Origin of the sequence: Corynebacterium yonathiae (assembly GCF_027570195.1) — a bacterium.
In the GTDB taxonomy this organism is placed as follows: Bacteria; Actinomycetota; Actinomycetes; order Mycobacteriales; family Mycobacteriaceae; genus Corynebacterium; species Corynebacterium yonathiae.
On record NZ_JAKMUZ010000003.1, the window covers coordinates 105,517 to 121,404 of the forward strand.

13 protein-coding genes are annotated in these 15,888 nt (G+C 58.9%); 9 read left to right on the top strand and 4 right to left on the bottom strand.

The window, feature by feature from the left end; all coding sequences use genetic code 11:
• Positions 1 to 38: 38 nt before the first annotated feature.
• Positions 39 to 938: a polyphosphate kinase 2 gene (ppk2, locus tag L8V22_RS02475; protein WP_238801747.1), complete on the bottom strand. Its 900-nt coding sequence runs from the start codon at positions 936 to 938 to the stop codon at positions 39 to 41.
• Positions 939 to 1,090: 152 nt separating this feature from the next.
• A complete protein-coding gene (locus L8V22_RS02480) occupies positions 1,091 to 1,228 on the bottom strand; it encodes a hypothetical protein (RefSeq protein WP_238801748.1) in 138 nt (45 codons plus the stop codon).
• A gap of 26 nt (positions 1,229 to 1,254) precedes the next feature.
• On the opposite strand from L8V22_RS02480, the gene L8V22_RS02485 reads away from it, so the two are divergent.
• Positions 1,255 to 1,443: a hypothetical protein gene (locus L8V22_RS02485; protein ID WP_238801749.1), complete on the top strand. Its 189-nt coding sequence runs from the start codon at positions 1,255 to 1,257 to the stop codon at positions 1,441 to 1,443.
• 664 nt (positions 1,444 to 2,107) lie between these two features.
• Here L8V22_RS02485 and groL read toward each other — a convergent pair.
• Both groL and L8V22_RS02495 read right to left on the bottom strand, forming a co-directional pair.
• Positions 2,108 to 3,754: a chaperonin GroEL gene (groL, locus tag L8V22_RS02490; RefSeq protein WP_238801750.1), complete on the bottom strand. Its 1,647-nt coding sequence runs from the start codon at positions 3,752 to 3,754 to the stop codon at positions 2,108 to 2,110.
• A 232-nt stretch (positions 3,755 to 3,986) separates the two neighbouring features.
• The gene (locus tag L8V22_RS02495; protein ID WP_269966387.1) at positions 3,987 to 5,957 is read right to left on the bottom strand and encodes an OPT family oligopeptide transporter; all 1,971 of its coding nucleotides are present in this window, start codon (positions 5,955 to 5,957) and stop codon (positions 3,987 to 3,989) included.
• 227 nt (positions 5,958 to 6,184) lie between these two features.
• On the opposite strand from L8V22_RS02495, the gene L8V22_RS02500 reads away from it, so the two are divergent.
• The 8 genes from L8V22_RS02500 (at position 6,185) to L8V22_RS02535 (ending at position 15,867) form a co-directional block, all read left to right on the top strand.
• Positions 6,185 to 7,552, top strand: a complete 1,368-nt coding sequence (locus L8V22_RS02500) for a M20/M25/M40 family metallo-hydrolase (RefSeq protein WP_238801752.1) — start codon at positions 6,185 to 6,187, stop codon at positions 7,550 to 7,552.
• A 346-nt stretch (positions 7,553 to 7,898) separates the two neighbouring features.
• Positions 7,899 to 10,880: a Na+/H+ antiporter subunit A gene (locus L8V22_RS02505; RefSeq protein WP_238801753.1), complete on the top strand. Its 2,982-nt coding sequence runs from the start codon at positions 7,899 to 7,901 to the stop codon at positions 10,878 to 10,880.
• Positions 10,881 to 11,381 carry a Na(+)/H(+) antiporter subunit C gene (locus L8V22_RS02510; RefSeq protein ID WP_238801754.1) on the top strand — a complete coding sequence of 167 codons (501 nt, stop codon included), beginning with the start codon at positions 10,881 to 10,883 and terminating at the stop codon, positions 11,379 to 11,381.
• Entirely contained in the window at positions 11,374 to 13,200 is a 1,827-nt protein-coding gene (locus L8V22_RS02515; protein WP_238801755.1) for a Na+/H+ antiporter subunit D, read from the top strand. The genes L8V22_RS02510 and L8V22_RS02515 overlap by 8 nt, the downstream gene beginning before the upstream one ends.
• Positions 13,193 to 13,720 carry a Na+/H+ antiporter subunit E gene (locus L8V22_RS02520; protein ID WP_238801756.1) on the top strand — a complete coding sequence of 176 codons (528 nt, stop codon included), beginning with the start codon at positions 13,193 to 13,195 and terminating at the stop codon, positions 13,718 to 13,720. Before L8V22_RS02515 ends, L8V22_RS02520 begins: the two co-directional genes overlap by 8 nt.
• On the top strand, positions 13,721 to 13,996 hold the full coding sequence (locus L8V22_RS02525; RefSeq protein ID WP_238801757.1) for a monovalent cation/H+ antiporter complex subunit F: 276 nt from the start codon (positions 13,721 to 13,723) through the stop codon (positions 13,994 to 13,996). It abuts the gene before it with no gap.
• Positions 13,993 to 14,373: a monovalent cation/H(+) antiporter subunit G gene (locus L8V22_RS02530; protein ID WP_238801758.1), complete on the top strand. Its 381-nt coding sequence runs from the start codon at positions 13,993 to 13,995 to the stop codon at positions 14,371 to 14,373. The genes L8V22_RS02525 and L8V22_RS02530 overlap by 4 nt, the downstream gene beginning before the upstream one ends.
• A gap of 15 nt (positions 14,374 to 14,388) precedes the next feature.
• Positions 14,389 to 15,867: a glycosyltransferase 87 family protein gene (locus L8V22_RS02535; RefSeq protein ID WP_238801759.1), complete on the top strand. Its 1,479-nt coding sequence runs from the start codon at positions 14,389 to 14,391 to the stop codon at positions 15,865 to 15,867.
• Positions 15,868 to 15,888: the final 21 nt, after the last annotated feature.

A 15,888-nucleotide genomic window follows, 5' to 3' on the forward strand; every position in this document is an offset into this window, starting at 1 on the left:
CAAGTTTCCCGCCTATATTGCGGCCAATCTAAACCAACCTAGTCACCAATCTGGTCACGACCCCGCTTGACGATATTCTCATCAACCTCGCCCACCAACTCGTGGTCCTTGTTCGTGTACTCGAACTTGGAAAGGACATAGCGCATGGCATTGATACGGGCACGCTTCTTATCATTGGACTTAATGGTAATCCACGGCGATTCTTCCGTATCCGTGTAGCGGAACTGCTCTTCCTTCGCACGGGTATAGTCATCCCACTTATCCAGCGAAGCCAAGTCCATAGGCGAAAGCTTCCACTGACGCACCGGGTCAATCTGGCGAATGGCGAAGCGGGTGCGCTGCTCCTTTCGAGTAACCGAGAACCACAGCTTAGTCAGGGAGATACCCGAGCCAAGGATCATATTTTCCAGCATCGGAACCTCGCGGAGGAATTCCGCATGCTGACTTTCGGTACAAAAGCCCATAACGCGTTCCACACCGGAGCGGTTATACCAAGAGCGATCAAAGAAGACGATCTCACCACCGGCGGGGAAATGTTCGATATAGCGCTGGAAATACCACGAGGTGGACTCACGCGGCGACGGCTTTTCCAAGGCCACAGTGCGAGCACCACGCGGGTTCAGGTGCTCGTTAAAGCGCTTGATAGTGCCGCCCTTGCCTGCCGCGTCGCGGCCCTCAAAGAGGATAATGTGGCGCTGGCCAGTTTCCTTGGTCCAGTTCTGCCACTTCAGTAGCTCAATCTGCAGGGCGCGCTTCACAGACTCGTACTCATCGCGAGTCATCCGCTCATCATAGGGATAATTTTCCCGCCAAGTCTGAACCGGGGAACCGTCCGGCATAATCAGAGAGGGATCATCCTCATCGGTTCCGTCGACGACGTAGCCGTCAGTTTCTGCCAGGTCGATCTCGGGAAGGTCGTCGTCTTTAATATCAGCCATGCATTAAGTGTAACCCGAATATAGACATCAAGCGCGCTAAATTTTCGCAGTTACCCCTACCCAGAATGAGTCACAAAACCAAAAGAAGGCCTACCGATTCGGTAGGCCTTCTTGCTTCAGTGAGCGTTGAAGCTCAGAGCTGAAGGGAGTTCTTATGCGAACATGCCGAGCAGGTCGGAAGCGCCCTCAGCAACCTTAGTCAGCGGCTCAATAAACTTGAAAATCTCGTTGAACACGAAGGTGATCGGCTGAATGAAGTCCTCGGAAGAAGCAGTGATGAAGTCAGACATTTTGTCACCTTAAATTTTTAGGGAAGGTGTTTTTACTTGGAGGACAGGTCGGAAAGACCCTCAAAGGAAGCGATGGACTTGCCGAACTGTGCATCATCGCCACCCAGGAACAAGTTCAGGAAGTTGGAAACACCGTTGATGATGTCGTTCCAGCCATTCCAGGTGTCAACGAAGTTGTCCAGGTGGGTGATAACGTCAGAGAGATCTATGCTTGAACTCCTAAAATAGATCCGAAGCTATCTTGCCCCGGAGGGGTTTGCAGTTTACAGACACCCTCAGTGGACGTCACACGAATTATTTCGACACAAGTTCGAACGAAAGCAAGTCAAATTCGCATAAAAATTACGGCGCGCAGGCAACTTGATAAGGGTGGGTCATATTCTATAGGAGCTATTAAAAACACCTTTTACCCCAGATCAAGGCCTGCTGAACTGGGTTTTCCACCACACACCAAATAGTTAGATGAATTAAAACTTAACACTGTAATACTTTTCGGTGTAACCAACGATAGATAGTCCTGAAACCCACCTCGGAAGCGGAAGATTTTTACAAATCTCTACTCTTCAGCTACCCCTATACGGGGTCTCTGGGACGTATGATTTAGGTATTAAAAGCTGTGGCGGTAATTATTACGCCATCCACCGCAGTAAAGTTCCAAGGCATCCATTAACCTGCAGCCCAAATCGAAACCAGCTATGACAAGCATTTTCGGACAGCTTTCTCGCCTGGACGAGGCGTCGCTTTATCGCACCACTCAAGCAAAATTGTGCAGACACGCCGGAGCGCCCCGCATCATGCGCTCTAAAGCACACAAGCGGGGCGCTTAGAAGGGACTAGGAGGCCCTGAGGGCCGTGTCCTAGATCTTATCGGGTCTTTCCCTAGAAGCCCATGCCACCCATAGCGTCAGCATCCGGCATAGCATTGTTGGCGCCAGCCGGCTCAGGCTTGTCAGCAACAACAGCCTCGGTGGTCAGGAACAGAGCTGCAATGGAGGCAGCGTTCTGCAGGGCGGAGCGGGTGACCTTAACTGGGTCATTAATTCCTGCTTCCATGAGGTTGACGTACTCACCGGTAGCAGCGTTCAGGCCTTCGCCTGCTGGCAGGGAGGCAACCTTGTCAGCAACAACGCCAGGCTCCAGGCCAGCATTGTGTGCAATCTGCTTCAGCGGTGCGGACAGGGCCTCGCGGACAATCTTGACGCCGGTAGCCTCGTCGCCCTTCAGGTCATCCAGGGAGTCCAGAACGGAAGCGGCCTGCAGCAGGGCTACACCGCCGCCAGCGACGATGCCTTCTTCCACGGCAGCCTTGGCATTGCGGACTGCGTCCTCGATGCGGTGCTTGCGCTCCTTGAGTTCAACCTCGGTAGCGGCACCAACCTTAAGGACAGCAACGCCGCCGGAGAGCTTAGCCAGGCGCTCCTGCAGCTTCTCGCGGTCGTAGTCGGAATCGGAGCTTTCAATCTCGGCACGGATCTGCTTAATGCGGCCGTCGATCTGCTCCTGAGAGCCTGCGCCCTGGACAATGGTGGTCTCGTCCTTGGTGACGACAACCTTGCGGGCCTGGCCCAGGTACTCGAGCTCAGCGGTCTCAAGGGAGAGGCCGACCTCTTCGGAGATAACCTGGCCGCCGGTAAGGATGGCCATATCCTGCAGAGTAGCCTTGCGGCGGTCGCCGAAGCCCGGTGCCTTAACGGCAACAGACTTGAAGGTGCCGCGGATCTTGTTCACCACGAGGGTGGACAGGGCCTCGCCCTCGACGTCCTCGGCGATGATCAGCAGCGGCTTGCCAGACTGCATGACCTTCTCCAGCAGCGGTACGAGATCCTTAATATTGGAGATCTTGGAAGAGACCAGCAGGATGTACGGATCCTCGAGGACTGCCTCCTGACGCTCCATATCGGTAGCGAAGTAGCCGGAGATGTAGCCCTTATCAAAGCGCATGCCCTCGGTTACCTCGAGGTCAACGCCGAAGGTATTGGACTCTTCAACGGTGATAACGGAGTCCTTGTTTACGGAGCCGTTGCCCACGGTGTACATAGCCTCAGCGATCTTCTCGCCGATGGCGGGGTCAGCAGCGGAGATGCCTGCGGTGGTAGCGATCTGCTCCTGGGTTTCTACTTCCTTAGCAGAAGACAGCAGGGAGTCTACAACCTTCTTGGTCGCGGTCTCGATGCCGCGCTTGATGCCCATGGGGTTGGAGCCTGCGGCTACGTTGCGCAGACCTTCGCGTACCAGTGCCTGTGCCAGCACGGTTGCGGTGGTGGTGCCGTCGCCTGCGACGTCATCAGTCTTCTTGGCAACCTCCTTAACCAGCTCGGCACCGATCTTTTCATAAGCATCCTCGAGCTCGATTTCGCGAGCGATGGAAACACCGTCGTTGGTAATGGTTGGAGCGCCCCAGGACTTTTCTAGGACGACGTTGCGGCCCTTGGGGCCGAGGGTGACCTTGACGGCGTCGGCAAGCGTGTTCAGGCCGCGCTCAAGGCCGCGGCGGGCCTCTTCATCAAAAGCGATAATCTTTGCCATTGTGTTTGTGCTCCTTGGTTTATTGAGGACGACACTCACGTCTTTCTCGCTGCGGACGCCCGCGACGGCATGGCTGGTGAGTGTGAACCAACCTCAACCACAACGATGTAGATATATCTGGCACTCGTACTGTGCGAGTGCTAACGACCATTCTGGCACTCTCCTACCGCGACTGCAAGAAAAAATGGCGCCCCCGCGAAGGGACGCCACTAGATAAGGAATGGATCAGAAGCTAGGAGCTCTTCACTGTGCGCTTGGTCCAGCGGTAGATAAAGGTCAGCGCGACAATAAAGAGAATCAGGCCAACGACGGTGGCAGAGGCCCCACCTTCAAAGATCTCGAGTGGACTCTCGCCGCCAGCGGCGGCGATAATACCGGCGTTGACCACGCCAAAGAGGGACTCACCCACGATCAGGCCAGTGGCCAGCAAGGTGCCCATACGCTTGGCAAACTCGGGGCGGACCTGCTTCGCGGCCCACTTATCGTAGAAGGTTCCCAAGATAGCGCCGATGGGGATAACGATGGTCAGTGCGGCCGGTAGGTACATACCCATGCCAGCGGCCAGCGGGGACAACGAGTACTTATTGGTGAACTTGCGCAGGAGTTCGTCAATAATAATAAGGACAGCACCAATCGCCATGCCGATAAAGATGAGGTTCCAATCCAGCGAACTGTCAAAGATGCCGGAAGCAACCGAAGACATCAGGGCGGCCTGCGGGGCGGCCAAGGCATCTTCGCCGGCGCCTTCCATTCCTTGAAAACCAAAGCCATGGAGCATGACCTGCAGAATCGGCGGAATAACTAGGGAGCCGAAAACGACGCCGATAATGAGCGCCACCTGCTGTTTCCACGGAGTTGCACCGACGAGCTGACCGGTCTTGAGATCCTGCAGGTTGTCATTGGAAATGGTGGCGATGCCAAAGACAATGGCCGCGGTAAAGAGCGTGTAGGCCACCAAGGACAAAGGATCAGCGCTGGTGCCGCGGGTAACGGCGGCAATGATCAAAGAGGCCGCAAGCACGGCGATGATGCCGATGGAAGAAATCGGCGAGTTAGATGCACCAATCAGGCCGGCCATGTAGCCGCAGACGGAGGCGATAATGAGGCCCACCAAGAGGGTAAAGAGGACGGAGACGGTAATGAGCGCGGCCATGTGGTCGTGAATATCGGTACCGCGGACGAAGTCCCATAAAAGCAGCGCGATGGGCACCATGAGCGCCACGATGGTGGTGGCGACATAGGGGAAAGGAATATCGCGTTCGGTGACATCCACTGCGGAGCCGGACTTGCGGGCGCGGGAAGAAGCTAGGGACTGGCGGATGCCCACAGCAATGGGCCCGGCAATTTTCAGCAAGGTCCAAATAGCGGCAATGGCCATGGTGCCTACGCCGATGAAGCGGATGTCATCGGAGAAGGTGGTATCGACGACGTCGGCAAGCGCGGTGGCGCCCGTGACATCACCGGCGGTGAAAATAGGCAGCAAAATGAAGTAGGAAATCACAACGCCAACCAGCATGGCAATGCCCACCGGCAGGCCTACTAGGTGGCCCACGCCAATGAGGGCGGTAGACAGGCTCGTGCCCAGGGTGGTCGCACCGGCACCGAGCTTGAAATAGGCGGTGGCCTCGGAGGCTGCGGCCTTCATTGCGGTCAGCAGCGCCATCACGGCCGAGGTAATGCCGCCGGCGACGATAACCCGCAAGCCCTTGGCATTTTCTTCCTGGCTGTTATCGGAAGCATTTTCATCGCCGACCTTGAGGACCTCAGCCGCGGCCACGCCCTCCGGGTAGGGCAGATCGGAACCGGTGACCAAGGCACGACGCAACGGGATGGAATACATCACGCCCAGCACGCCGCCGATGATGCACACGCCGGCCGTCTGCAGGAAGCCAAAGCCCTGCCAGTACCCCACCATAACCAAACCGGGAAAGACGAAAATGATGGCGGATAAGGTGCCCGCGGCAGAGGCAATAGTCTGCACAATGTTGTTTTCTTTAATGTTGTGGCCCTTGAACCGGCGCAGCACCGCCATGGAAATCACGGCGGCCGGGATGGAGGTAGCAAAGGTCAAGCCCACCTTCAGGCCTAGGTAAACGTTGGCAGCGGTGAAGATGAGGGTAATCAGGCCACCGACGAGGATGCCGCGCAGAGTCAGCTCGGGCAGGGAGGCCTTGGAACCTGCGGCGGAAGTTACGTTCGCCATGCCAGGTCCTTTCTATTCTCGGCTATGAAAGTTTCTTGTTTCACCCACGCAGCGGGCCGCAGCCAGCCAGGTCCGTTTCTGCCTGTTTGGCGCCGGTTTCATTCCCGGATTGGGTTCGAACGGACAGAATCCGCACAGGGTGGAATGAATAAATTTTAGTTCACCACCCCAGCGTTTTCCTATTCCGGTTGCTCTATAGCTTGGGGCGGGCGGGTACCGTAGAGACCATGACTGCACTTACTGAAAGCATCCGCAACGACCGCGAGACCATTTTCCGCCAGCTCAGCGAGCTCGTGGCCTTCAACTCCGTCCACGACGAGGAGAGCTTGGAGGAGCAGACCAAAGGCGCAAGCCAGTGGGTTAAATCCGCTTTGGAAGAGGCCGGGGTTAGCGTCGAGACCATCACCACCGCCGATGGCTCCACCGCCATCTTGGGCGAGCGCAAGGGTGATGAGGGTGCCAAGACGGTTCTACTTTACTCCCACTATGACGTGGTGCCGGCCGGCAACCGCGAGGCTTGGGAGTCCGATCCATTTACCCTTACCGAGCGCGAGGCCGCCGATGGCTCCACCCGCTGGTATGGCCGCGGCGCCGCAGATTGCAAGGGCAATGTGGCCATGCACCTGGCCGCCCTGCGCGCAGTGGACCATAACGGCGGCACCAAGGTCAATCTGAAGTACCTCATCGAGGGCTCTGAGGAGCGCGGCGGCGAGGGCCTGTCCCAGCTGATCAAGGACCGCCCGGAGCTTTTTGCTGCCGACGCCATCCTCATCGCCGATGCCGGCAACGCCGCCGTGGGCCAGCCCACCTTGACCACTTCTCTTCGCGGCGGCGCGCAGATTGGCGTGCAGGTTGATACCTTGGCTTCCGCTGTTCACTCCGGTCAGTTCGGCGGCGCGGCCCCGGACGCCGCCAAGGCCCTGATGCGCGCCATCGACTCCCTGTCCGATGAGTATGGCCGCACCGTTATTGACGGCGTAGAGACCACCGCCGAGTGGTCCGGCCAGGAATACTCGGCCGAGGCTTTCCGCGCCGATGCACAGCTTCTGGAAGGCACCAAGATCATGGGCGAGGATGACCCAGCCGGCCCCACCCCGGTGGCCAATATGGTCTGGTCCCGCCCAGCCATTACCGTGACCGGCTTTACCTCTACCCCGGTTGCAGAAGCAGTCAACGCCGTGCCCGCCACAGCTTTAGCGCAGCTCAATCTGCGCGTGCCGGCCGGTGCCGATGCCGCTGCGATTGCCGACGCCGTGTGTGAGCACCTCCGCTCCCACACCCCATGGGGTGCCCAGGTCAAGGCCGAAGTGCTCGAGTCCAATGCCGGCTTTGCCACCGATCCGAAAAAGCCCGCCGCTGCCTTGCTGGGCGAGTGCCTTTCCGAGGCCTACGGCTCGGAAACCGCCGCACAGGGTATGGGTGGCTCTATCCCGCTGACCACCGAGCTACAAGAAGCTCACCCGAGCGCAGAGATCGCCCTTTATGGCGTGGAGGAGCCAAAGTGCACCATCCACTCTGCTAATGAGTCCGTCGACCCCACCGAGATTGAAAACATCGCCGCCGCGGAAGCACTCTTCTTGCAGCGCTACGCCTAAAGGCTCGCTTCTGCTAGCTGCCGCGGCCACTATGATCTAGTGGCTCACCCCAACCCCGCATCCCACGCCACTGGGATGCGGGGTTTCCTTCTGCCCTAAAATACTGCAAACTAGCGGCATATAATACAGCGCATAAAATTATTCCTTTCGATGCCGTGGAAAAACCGGTAAAGTGGCAAAAAGTTAGCCCCGCGCTCGGCCATGTTGCTTGCACTGTGCCGCCGCGGTGTACTCAGCGGCGCGCGGCCTGTGAATGTTCTCGCCTCTCATCAGTTGTGGCGCTCGTGGTATTCGCGGCAGCGGGGCACGGGAACGCGACACAACCATAAGGAGCGCAGTAACCAACGTGCTAATACTTTTGGGTGCCCTCATCGCCGCGACCGTGACCGCACCGCTACTAATCATGCGGATGGGGCGCCCGGCTTTTGGAATTTTGGCACTGGTCCCCGGCGCAGGGTTTGTGTGGACGCTCATTCACTTCCTGCGCGGCACTTTCAATGACAACGGTGAGATCCAGCACACCGTGGAATGGATGCCGTCTGCCAACCTCAGCTTTGATCTCCGCTTAGACGGATTAGGCGCGCTGTTTAGCCTCATCATCCTGGGCATGGGCGCGCTGGTGTTGGTGTATTGCTGGGGCTATTTCGACGGCACTCGGCGCCGCCTAGCCATGTTCGCCGCGCAGATGGTGGGCTTTGCCACCGCCATGTTTGGCTTGGTGGCCGCGGATAATTTCCTGCTGATGTACGTGTTCTGGGAGATTACCTCCCTGCTGTCTTATCTCTTGGTCAGCTACTACGCAGAGCGCGCCTCTTCTCGCCGCGCCGCGCAGCAGGCGCTTATGGTCACCGTCTTGGGCGGGCTTTCTATGCTCATGGGCATTATTTTGCTGGGACGCCAAACCGGCGCGTGGACCTTTAGCGATATCGCAGCCTATGAGAATTTTGCGCAAACCCCCTATGTCACGGTAGCCATCGTGCTCATTTTGGCGGGCGCGCTGACTAAATCCGCAATCGCTCCGGCGCACTTCTGGCTACCTGGTGCCATGGCGGCGCCGACACCGGTCTCTGCCTACCTGCACTCCGCTGCGATGGTTAAGGCAGGTATTTATCTAGTCGCGCGGCTGGCGCCGTCCATGTATGAAGTCGCCACCTGGCACGTGGTGGTTATCTCCCTCGGCGCATTTACCATGCTGCTCGGCGGTTGGATGGCGCTCAAGCAGCGCGACCTCAAGCTGGTTTTGGCCTATGGCACCGTCTCCCAATTGGGCTTTATCACCTCCATTGCAGCCGTGGGGTCGCGAGAGGCCATGCAAGCCGGCCTCGCGCTAACCTTTGCGCACTCCCTGTTTAAGGCGGCGCTGTTTATGGTCGTCGGCGCTATCGACCACTGCTCGGGAACAAGAGACATCAGCAAGCTTTCCGGCTTGGGGCGCAAAGAGCCTTTCCTTTTTGGTATTGCCATCATCTCCGGCCTATCTATGGCCGGCGTCCCACCGCTGTTCGGCTTCGTGGCCAAGGAAGCCGTGCTGGAAGCCACCATGCACGAAGAGCTCCTGGCCGGAATGCCGCGCAATATGATGCTCGTGGCCTATGTCCTCGGTTCCATCCTCACCATGGCCTATACCCTGCGCTTTTTGTGGGGCGCCTTCGCCACCAAGCAGGAAATTAATGGTGCGGAGCCAGCAGAGGCCGTCGCCAAGATGCATCCCGTCACGATAGGATTGTGGCTCTCCCCTGCCCTGCTCACCGCCCTAACCGTGGCACTTGGCGTGTTCCCCAAGCCACTCTCCGCGGCCATTGACCAGCACCTCAACTCCACTTTCGGCCCAAAGGAGCATAGCGAGCTAGCCCTGTGGCATGGACTTACCGTGGCACTTGGTCTCTCGGTACTCATCATTGTGGGCGGTATCGTGCTGCACTGGCAACGCCAGACCTTGGTCAAGTGGCAATTCGCCTATCCCGCGCTGGGCAATGCGGATGATGCCTATGATTCGGTCATCGCTCATCTGCGCCAGCTCTCTCTGCGCACGACGGCAAGCACGCAGCGTGGCTCCCTGCAGCTGAACTTGACCGTCATCTTTGCAACGCTGATGCTGCTGCCGCTAGCTATGCTCATCAAGGGCGATCTCACCGATATCCGGATGATTGTGGCGGAAAATCCCTGGCAGATAGTGGCCGCCTTCATCATCATGGTGGCCGCGGTGGCCGCCACGGTCACCGATAACCGCCTGTCCGCCGTCATCATCGTTGGTGTAACAGGCTATACGCTCGCGTTTATCTTTGCGCTACACGGTGCACCAGACCTAGCACTGACCCAGCTGCTCACTGAGACCATCGTGATGGTTCTTTTCATGCTGGTCTTGCGCCGCATGCCGGCCTCCACCGAGTGGAAGCAAGATCCCAAGATGGGGCGCCTGCGCGCCTGGCTTTCCGTGGGCGCCGGCCTCACAGTCACCGTGGTAGCGATGTTTGCTATTAACGCGCGCCAATCTAAACCCATCTCCGTGTTCATGCCGGATCTGGCCAAGGAGATCGGACACGGCGCCAATACCGTCAACGTCTTGCTAGTGGATCTGCGCGCGTGGGATACCTTCGGCGAAATTACGGTCATCATCGTTGCCGCACTGGGCGTGGTCTCGCTGATTTACCGCACCCAATCCTTCGGCCGCCAAAGCCGGCGCCCCACCCTGCGGGTTACCGGCCGGCGCTGGCTGGCCGCCGGGGTGGAATCTGAGAAGGCCCTCAACCGCTCGCTGATGATTGACGTTTCCACCCGCGTGCTCTTCCCGTCCATGGTCGCGCTGTCCTTCTACTTTTTCTTCGCCGGCCACAACGCCCCGGGTGGCGGCTTTGCCGGCGGTCTCGTCGCTGCGCTGGCGCTCATTCTGCGCTACCTAGCCGGCGGGCGCGCGGAGCTGGAAGAGACCCTGCCCATCGACGCCGGCCGCACCATGGGTACCGGCCTCTTCCTGTCCGCTCTGGCCGCGGTGACCCCCATGTTCTTTGGGCACCCGCCGCTTACCAGCGGATACACCTCGCCGGAGATACCGCTCATCGGCAAGGTATCCCTACCTTCGGCTTTGGTCTTTGACGCCGGCGTCTACCTCATCGTCGTGGGGCTTACGCTCTATATCCTGAATTCCTTGGGTGCCAAGCTGGACGAGGAAGAGGATATGCGTAAGCAACGCGCCCGCGACCGCGCCCGCTCGCTGGCCCGGCAGCAACGCCAACGCACCGCCAAACAGAAGGCACAACGGGCCCAACGCAAAGAAAAGAAACAAGCCGCCACCACAAGCACAGCTACTACGACCGGAGAGGAGAAATAAATGGAAGCCAACCTCTTCCTCCTTCTGGCCGCCGGCGTGCTCGTCGCAGCAGGCGTCTACCTGCTGCTCGACCGCGCCATGACCAAGATGCTGCTGGGCTTGTTGCTTCTAGGCAATGGAGCCAACCTCTTTCTGCTGCAGTCCGGCGGCTCGGCCGGTTCCCCTCCCATCGATGGCCGCGAGTCGGAGCCTTTCGGCGCCGAAATTGCAGATCCACTGGCACAGGCGATGATCCTTACCGCCATCGTCATCTCCATGGCGCTAACGGCCTTCATCCTTACCCTGGCCTACCGCCAGTACCGCTACCGTACGGACGATGTCATTGAAGATGACGCGGAAGATACCGCTATTGCCGCCAAGGCTGCGCGCCCCGGTAATGCGGCCGCTAGCCCGGACCACGATGCCTCCAATGATCCAACTACGGGCCGCGCCACCAAGCAAGGCGATAACTTCGGCCCCGCATCCTTCGAGGAACCGGTAAAGGGGGCCCACGATGAGTGAGACCGTACAGCCGCTTGTCGATGTCCTCTTTCCCTACATCGGCTACCTCATTCCGCTGCCGATTATCATCCCCGCGGTGGCCGCAGCCCTCGCATTGATCTTTTGCCGCACTCCCAATGCGCAGCGCCAGATCGTGTTTTTCTCGCTGCTCATTACCGCAGTGGTCAATGCCCTTCTCATCCTCATCGCGGATTTTGAGGGCATCCAAACCCTGCAAATAGGTGGCTGGGATGCCCCAGTCGGCATCACACTGGTGGCAGACCGCCTCTCCGCGGTGATGCTTTTTACCTCCTCCGTGGTGCTGTTTTCTGTCATTTGGTACGCCATTTCCCAGGGCGTACGCGATGGCACCAAGGACGAGCCAGTGGCCGTATTCTTGCCCACCTACATGCTGCTGACCATGGGCGTTAATATCTCCTTTTTGGCCGGCGACCTCTTCAACCTTTACGTGGGCTTCGAGGTCTTCCTCGTAGCGTCTTATGTGCTGTTGACCTTGGGCGCCTCGGCTGGCCGTGTGCGGGCCGGCGTGGGCTACGTGATGGTGTCTATGGCCTCATCCATGATCTTCTTGCTCGCTTTGGGATTTGTGTATTCCTCCGTGGGCACGATGAACATGGCCCAGATTGGCCAGCGCATGCAGGACATCCCGGAGGGAACTCGTACCGCCATCTTCGCCACATTGCTAGTCGCATTTGGCATTAAGGCGGCCGTGGTCCCACTGGACGCCTGGCTGCCGGATTCGTACCCCACGGCGCCGTCGCTAGTCACGGCCGTCTTCGCCGGCCTATTGACCAAGGTGGGCGTTTACGCCATCATTCGCGCCCGCACCTCCGTTTTTACCGCGGGCGGGCTTGATACCGTGCTCATGTGGGTCGCTCTAGCCACCATGCTGGTGGGTATTTTAGGCGCGATCGCGCAGTCCGATGTTAAGCGCCTATTGTCCTTTACCCTGGTCAGCCACATCGGCTACATGATTTTCGGCGTCTCCCTCGGCACCGCACAGGGCCTATCCGGCGCCATCTTCTACGCCGTGCACCACATTCTGGTCCAAACTGCGCTGTTCCTGGTGGTTGGACTGGTCGAGCGTCAGGCCGGTACCTCATCGCTGCGCCGCTTGGGTTCGCTAATGTATTCCGCTCCGCTGATCGGAATTTTGTACTTCATCCCTGCTATTAACCTGGGCGGCATCCCGCCGTTCTCCGGTTTCTTGGGAAAGATCATCCTTCTGCAAGCGGGTGCGAATAAAGGCTCCTGGATGGCGTGGGTACTCATCGCCGGTGCCGTAGTCACCTCGCTGCTTACGCTCTACGTCATGATGTTGGTATGGGCCAAGGGCTTTCAACGCGACCGTGCTGATGCCCCTGAAGGCAACGTGGCGCTCGCCCGCCCGGCCCCGCTTTCTGATATCACCGATGAGGTGGAGTTTTCCTCCCGCCAGGATGTGGGCAGGGTGCCCTTTGGCATGATCGCCTCTACTACCCTGCTGGTAGCCGCGTCGACCTCCATTACCTTCCTGGCCGGCCCAATATCTGGTGTAACCTCGCGCGCTGCCGAATCCGCACAGGATACGTCCATCTATCAGTACGCGGTACTGGGCGACCGCGCGGATGTTCCCACTCGCCACCTCAACCAGAAGGAGCGCTACACCGGCGGCGCGGATTCCTATAAGAATCGCCGCAGCCTTTCCCCGGACGCGGAGTCCTCGGCCTCGCCGGGCCTGGATTCCCGCACCGATCCGGAAGCCGGTGGCCGTGATTCGCATTCCACCACCGTAAAATCTCCGGACGCCGCCAAGAGGAAGGATATTAGCGATGACTAACACGCGCTTTTCCGGCCTGCGCCACCGCTTCCGTCCGTGGTTCATCGTCTGGCTCATCATCATGTGGTGCATGCTGATGGGCGAGGTTACCGTGGGAAACTTGGTGGCGGGACTCATCATCGGCGTCGTTATTGTCTTTGCCCTGCCGCTGCCGGCCATGCCGATTACCGGCATCGACGTTTCCTGGGGCAAGCTCATTGCTTTTATGCTCCGCTGGTTCTGGGAGTTGTTCTACGCCTCGCTCAAGGTGGGCTGGTTGGCCGTGCGCCCACAGCCAGTGCCCAAGACCGCCATCTTAGAGCTGCCCATGCGCCTGGATAACGAGTTCGTGCTTTCACTAGCCGTGACGCTGTATAACCTGCAGCCGGGCGGCACGGTAACCGATATCGATATTGCTAACCGCATGATTACCGTCCATATCTTGGATGCCCGCGATGAGGCCCAAATACAGCGCGAAATCGGCGCCGTGGCCCACCTTGAGGCCTCCTTCATCGACATCTTTGAAAGGAGCCACCCCTAAATGGATCCGCAGATCTATAACGCGATTTTGCTGGTGGCCGCCGCGCTGCTGGTGGTCTCCTTCCTCATCACCCTCTGGCGCATTGTCACCGGCCCCAACTCGCTGGATCGCTTGATAGGCATGGACGGCTTTACCGCCATGTTCCAATGCGCTCTGGCTACCTACATGTGCTGGTCCCTCAATACCACCGTGGTCTCGGCCATGCTGGTCATCGCCCTCTTAGGCTTTATCTCCACCGTGTCCGTCACTAGGTTTAGGAAGAGGGATAACCAATGAGTTGGTCCTTTATCGCAGATGTACTCTCGCTCATCCTCATCATTGGCGGCAGCGTCCTGACCTTGGCCGCGGCCATCGGTATCGCCCGATTCAAAGACACCATGTCGCGCGTGCACGCGGTGAGCAAGCCACAGACCACCGGCCTAATCCTCACCATCCTTGGCGCGATCATCCGCATCACGGGCGCGGAATCCTTCAGCGTGGCCGAGCGCGGGGATTTAGGTATGCTCATTTTGCTGGTACTGTTTGCCATGTTCACTAGCCCGGTAACCGCGCAGCGCACCTCACGTATTGCACGCCGTGAGGGCCTGTACGGCACCGAGGAAACCATGTCCCGCAACGACCGACCCGCCGCGAAGTCGCTGCGCCGCAAGTAGGAGACGCTTTTCACCGTGAAAAAGCTTTATGGGCTTCCCACTATGGTGACTTTGCTCGCCGCTCTCGTCGGCGCCATCGTCTACCGCTTCAGCATCTATGACGGCAATAGCGCCTTTGTGTGGCGCGTTCCTTTGGATCTGAAGATTTATTGGCTCGCCGGCGGTGAGGTGGCCCAAGGCGCAGACCTCTACGATAACGCCTATATTGGCGACCTTCCTTTTACCTATCCGCCCTTTTCCGGCACCCTTTTCAAATGGCTCTCGCCGCTTGCCGACGACCCCCTGATCCTCCTCTGGCAGGGTGGCACTGCTCTCGCTTTGTTTACGGTTATCATGCTGGTCCTGCGCGAGCGCGGGCTCAAGCTCTCCCCTGCTATCTGGCTGCTAGGCATCCTGCTACTGTGCTGCACCCCGGCGAATGAGCCGGTGCACGGCACCTTATTCTTTGGCCAGATCAACATCTTTTTGATGCTGCTGGTGGCCCTAGACATTCTGCCGCGCAAGCGCGCCTTGCCGGGCATCGGTATCGGTTTGGCCGCGGGCATGAAGCTCACCCCGGCTTATATGGGGTTGGTCTTGTTATTTCAGAAGCGTTGGTGGCAAGCAATCATCGCCATCCTCACCTTCGCGGTAACCGTGGCCATTGGTTTTGTAACCATCCCAGACGCCGCAAATTTCTGGACCGATGCCATTTTCAACTCCTCTCGCGTGGGCGAGCACACCAATCCTGGTGCGCAGTCCATTCGCTCCGTGATGGTTCGCGCGTGGGGAATCGACGGCGGCTTGCTCTGGCTCGTCGCCGTAGTCGTGGTCTTCATTCTGACCTGCCTGGCGCTACGCACCGCAATGAAGCACCGCAATAATTCCGCTGCACTCGCGCTTGCCGGCATTAGTTCTTGCTTGGTCTCGCCCTTTTCCTGGTACCACCACTGGGTGTGGACGGTGCCGCTGGCCGTCGTCGTGTTGGTCTCTGTCAACCAGGCGCTGGGCAAGCGCATGACCGGTTTCCTCGGTGCGCAGTTTTCAGGGCTAATTTCTGTACTCGCAATGTGCGCCGTAACGATGCCGTTTATTTCTGCAGCCGTGTGGCTTTCTGCGGCCAGCCGCTCGCTCAATCACTGGGATTTGCAGCCGTGGGGCATGCTGGCTTTTACCGGCGCCGGTGTCCTGTATATCGCCTTCTACGCAGTGTGGGGCTTTATCCCTGGCACCCAACCGGCCGAGGAAACGACCGCCCCTGGTAACCCCCAGCAGCTCGCGCAACCTTCTGTCGCGCAACCCGCTGCCGCCGCGACCGCGGCCCGACGAGCGCGCTCCTTGAGCACCGAGTCTACGACCCGGGGCGGTCATTCACAGGCAACGCACACTATCAGCGATGAGACAGCAGAAATGCCCGCGGTGGGCCCCGAAACGCGTGCTTTTCCTGCGTCCCAGGACATCACCGACATCCCCGATACCCCGGCCTACGGGCGTCACTCTCGCCCCGAGGACTAACCCCGGGCCAGCAGCTTGTCC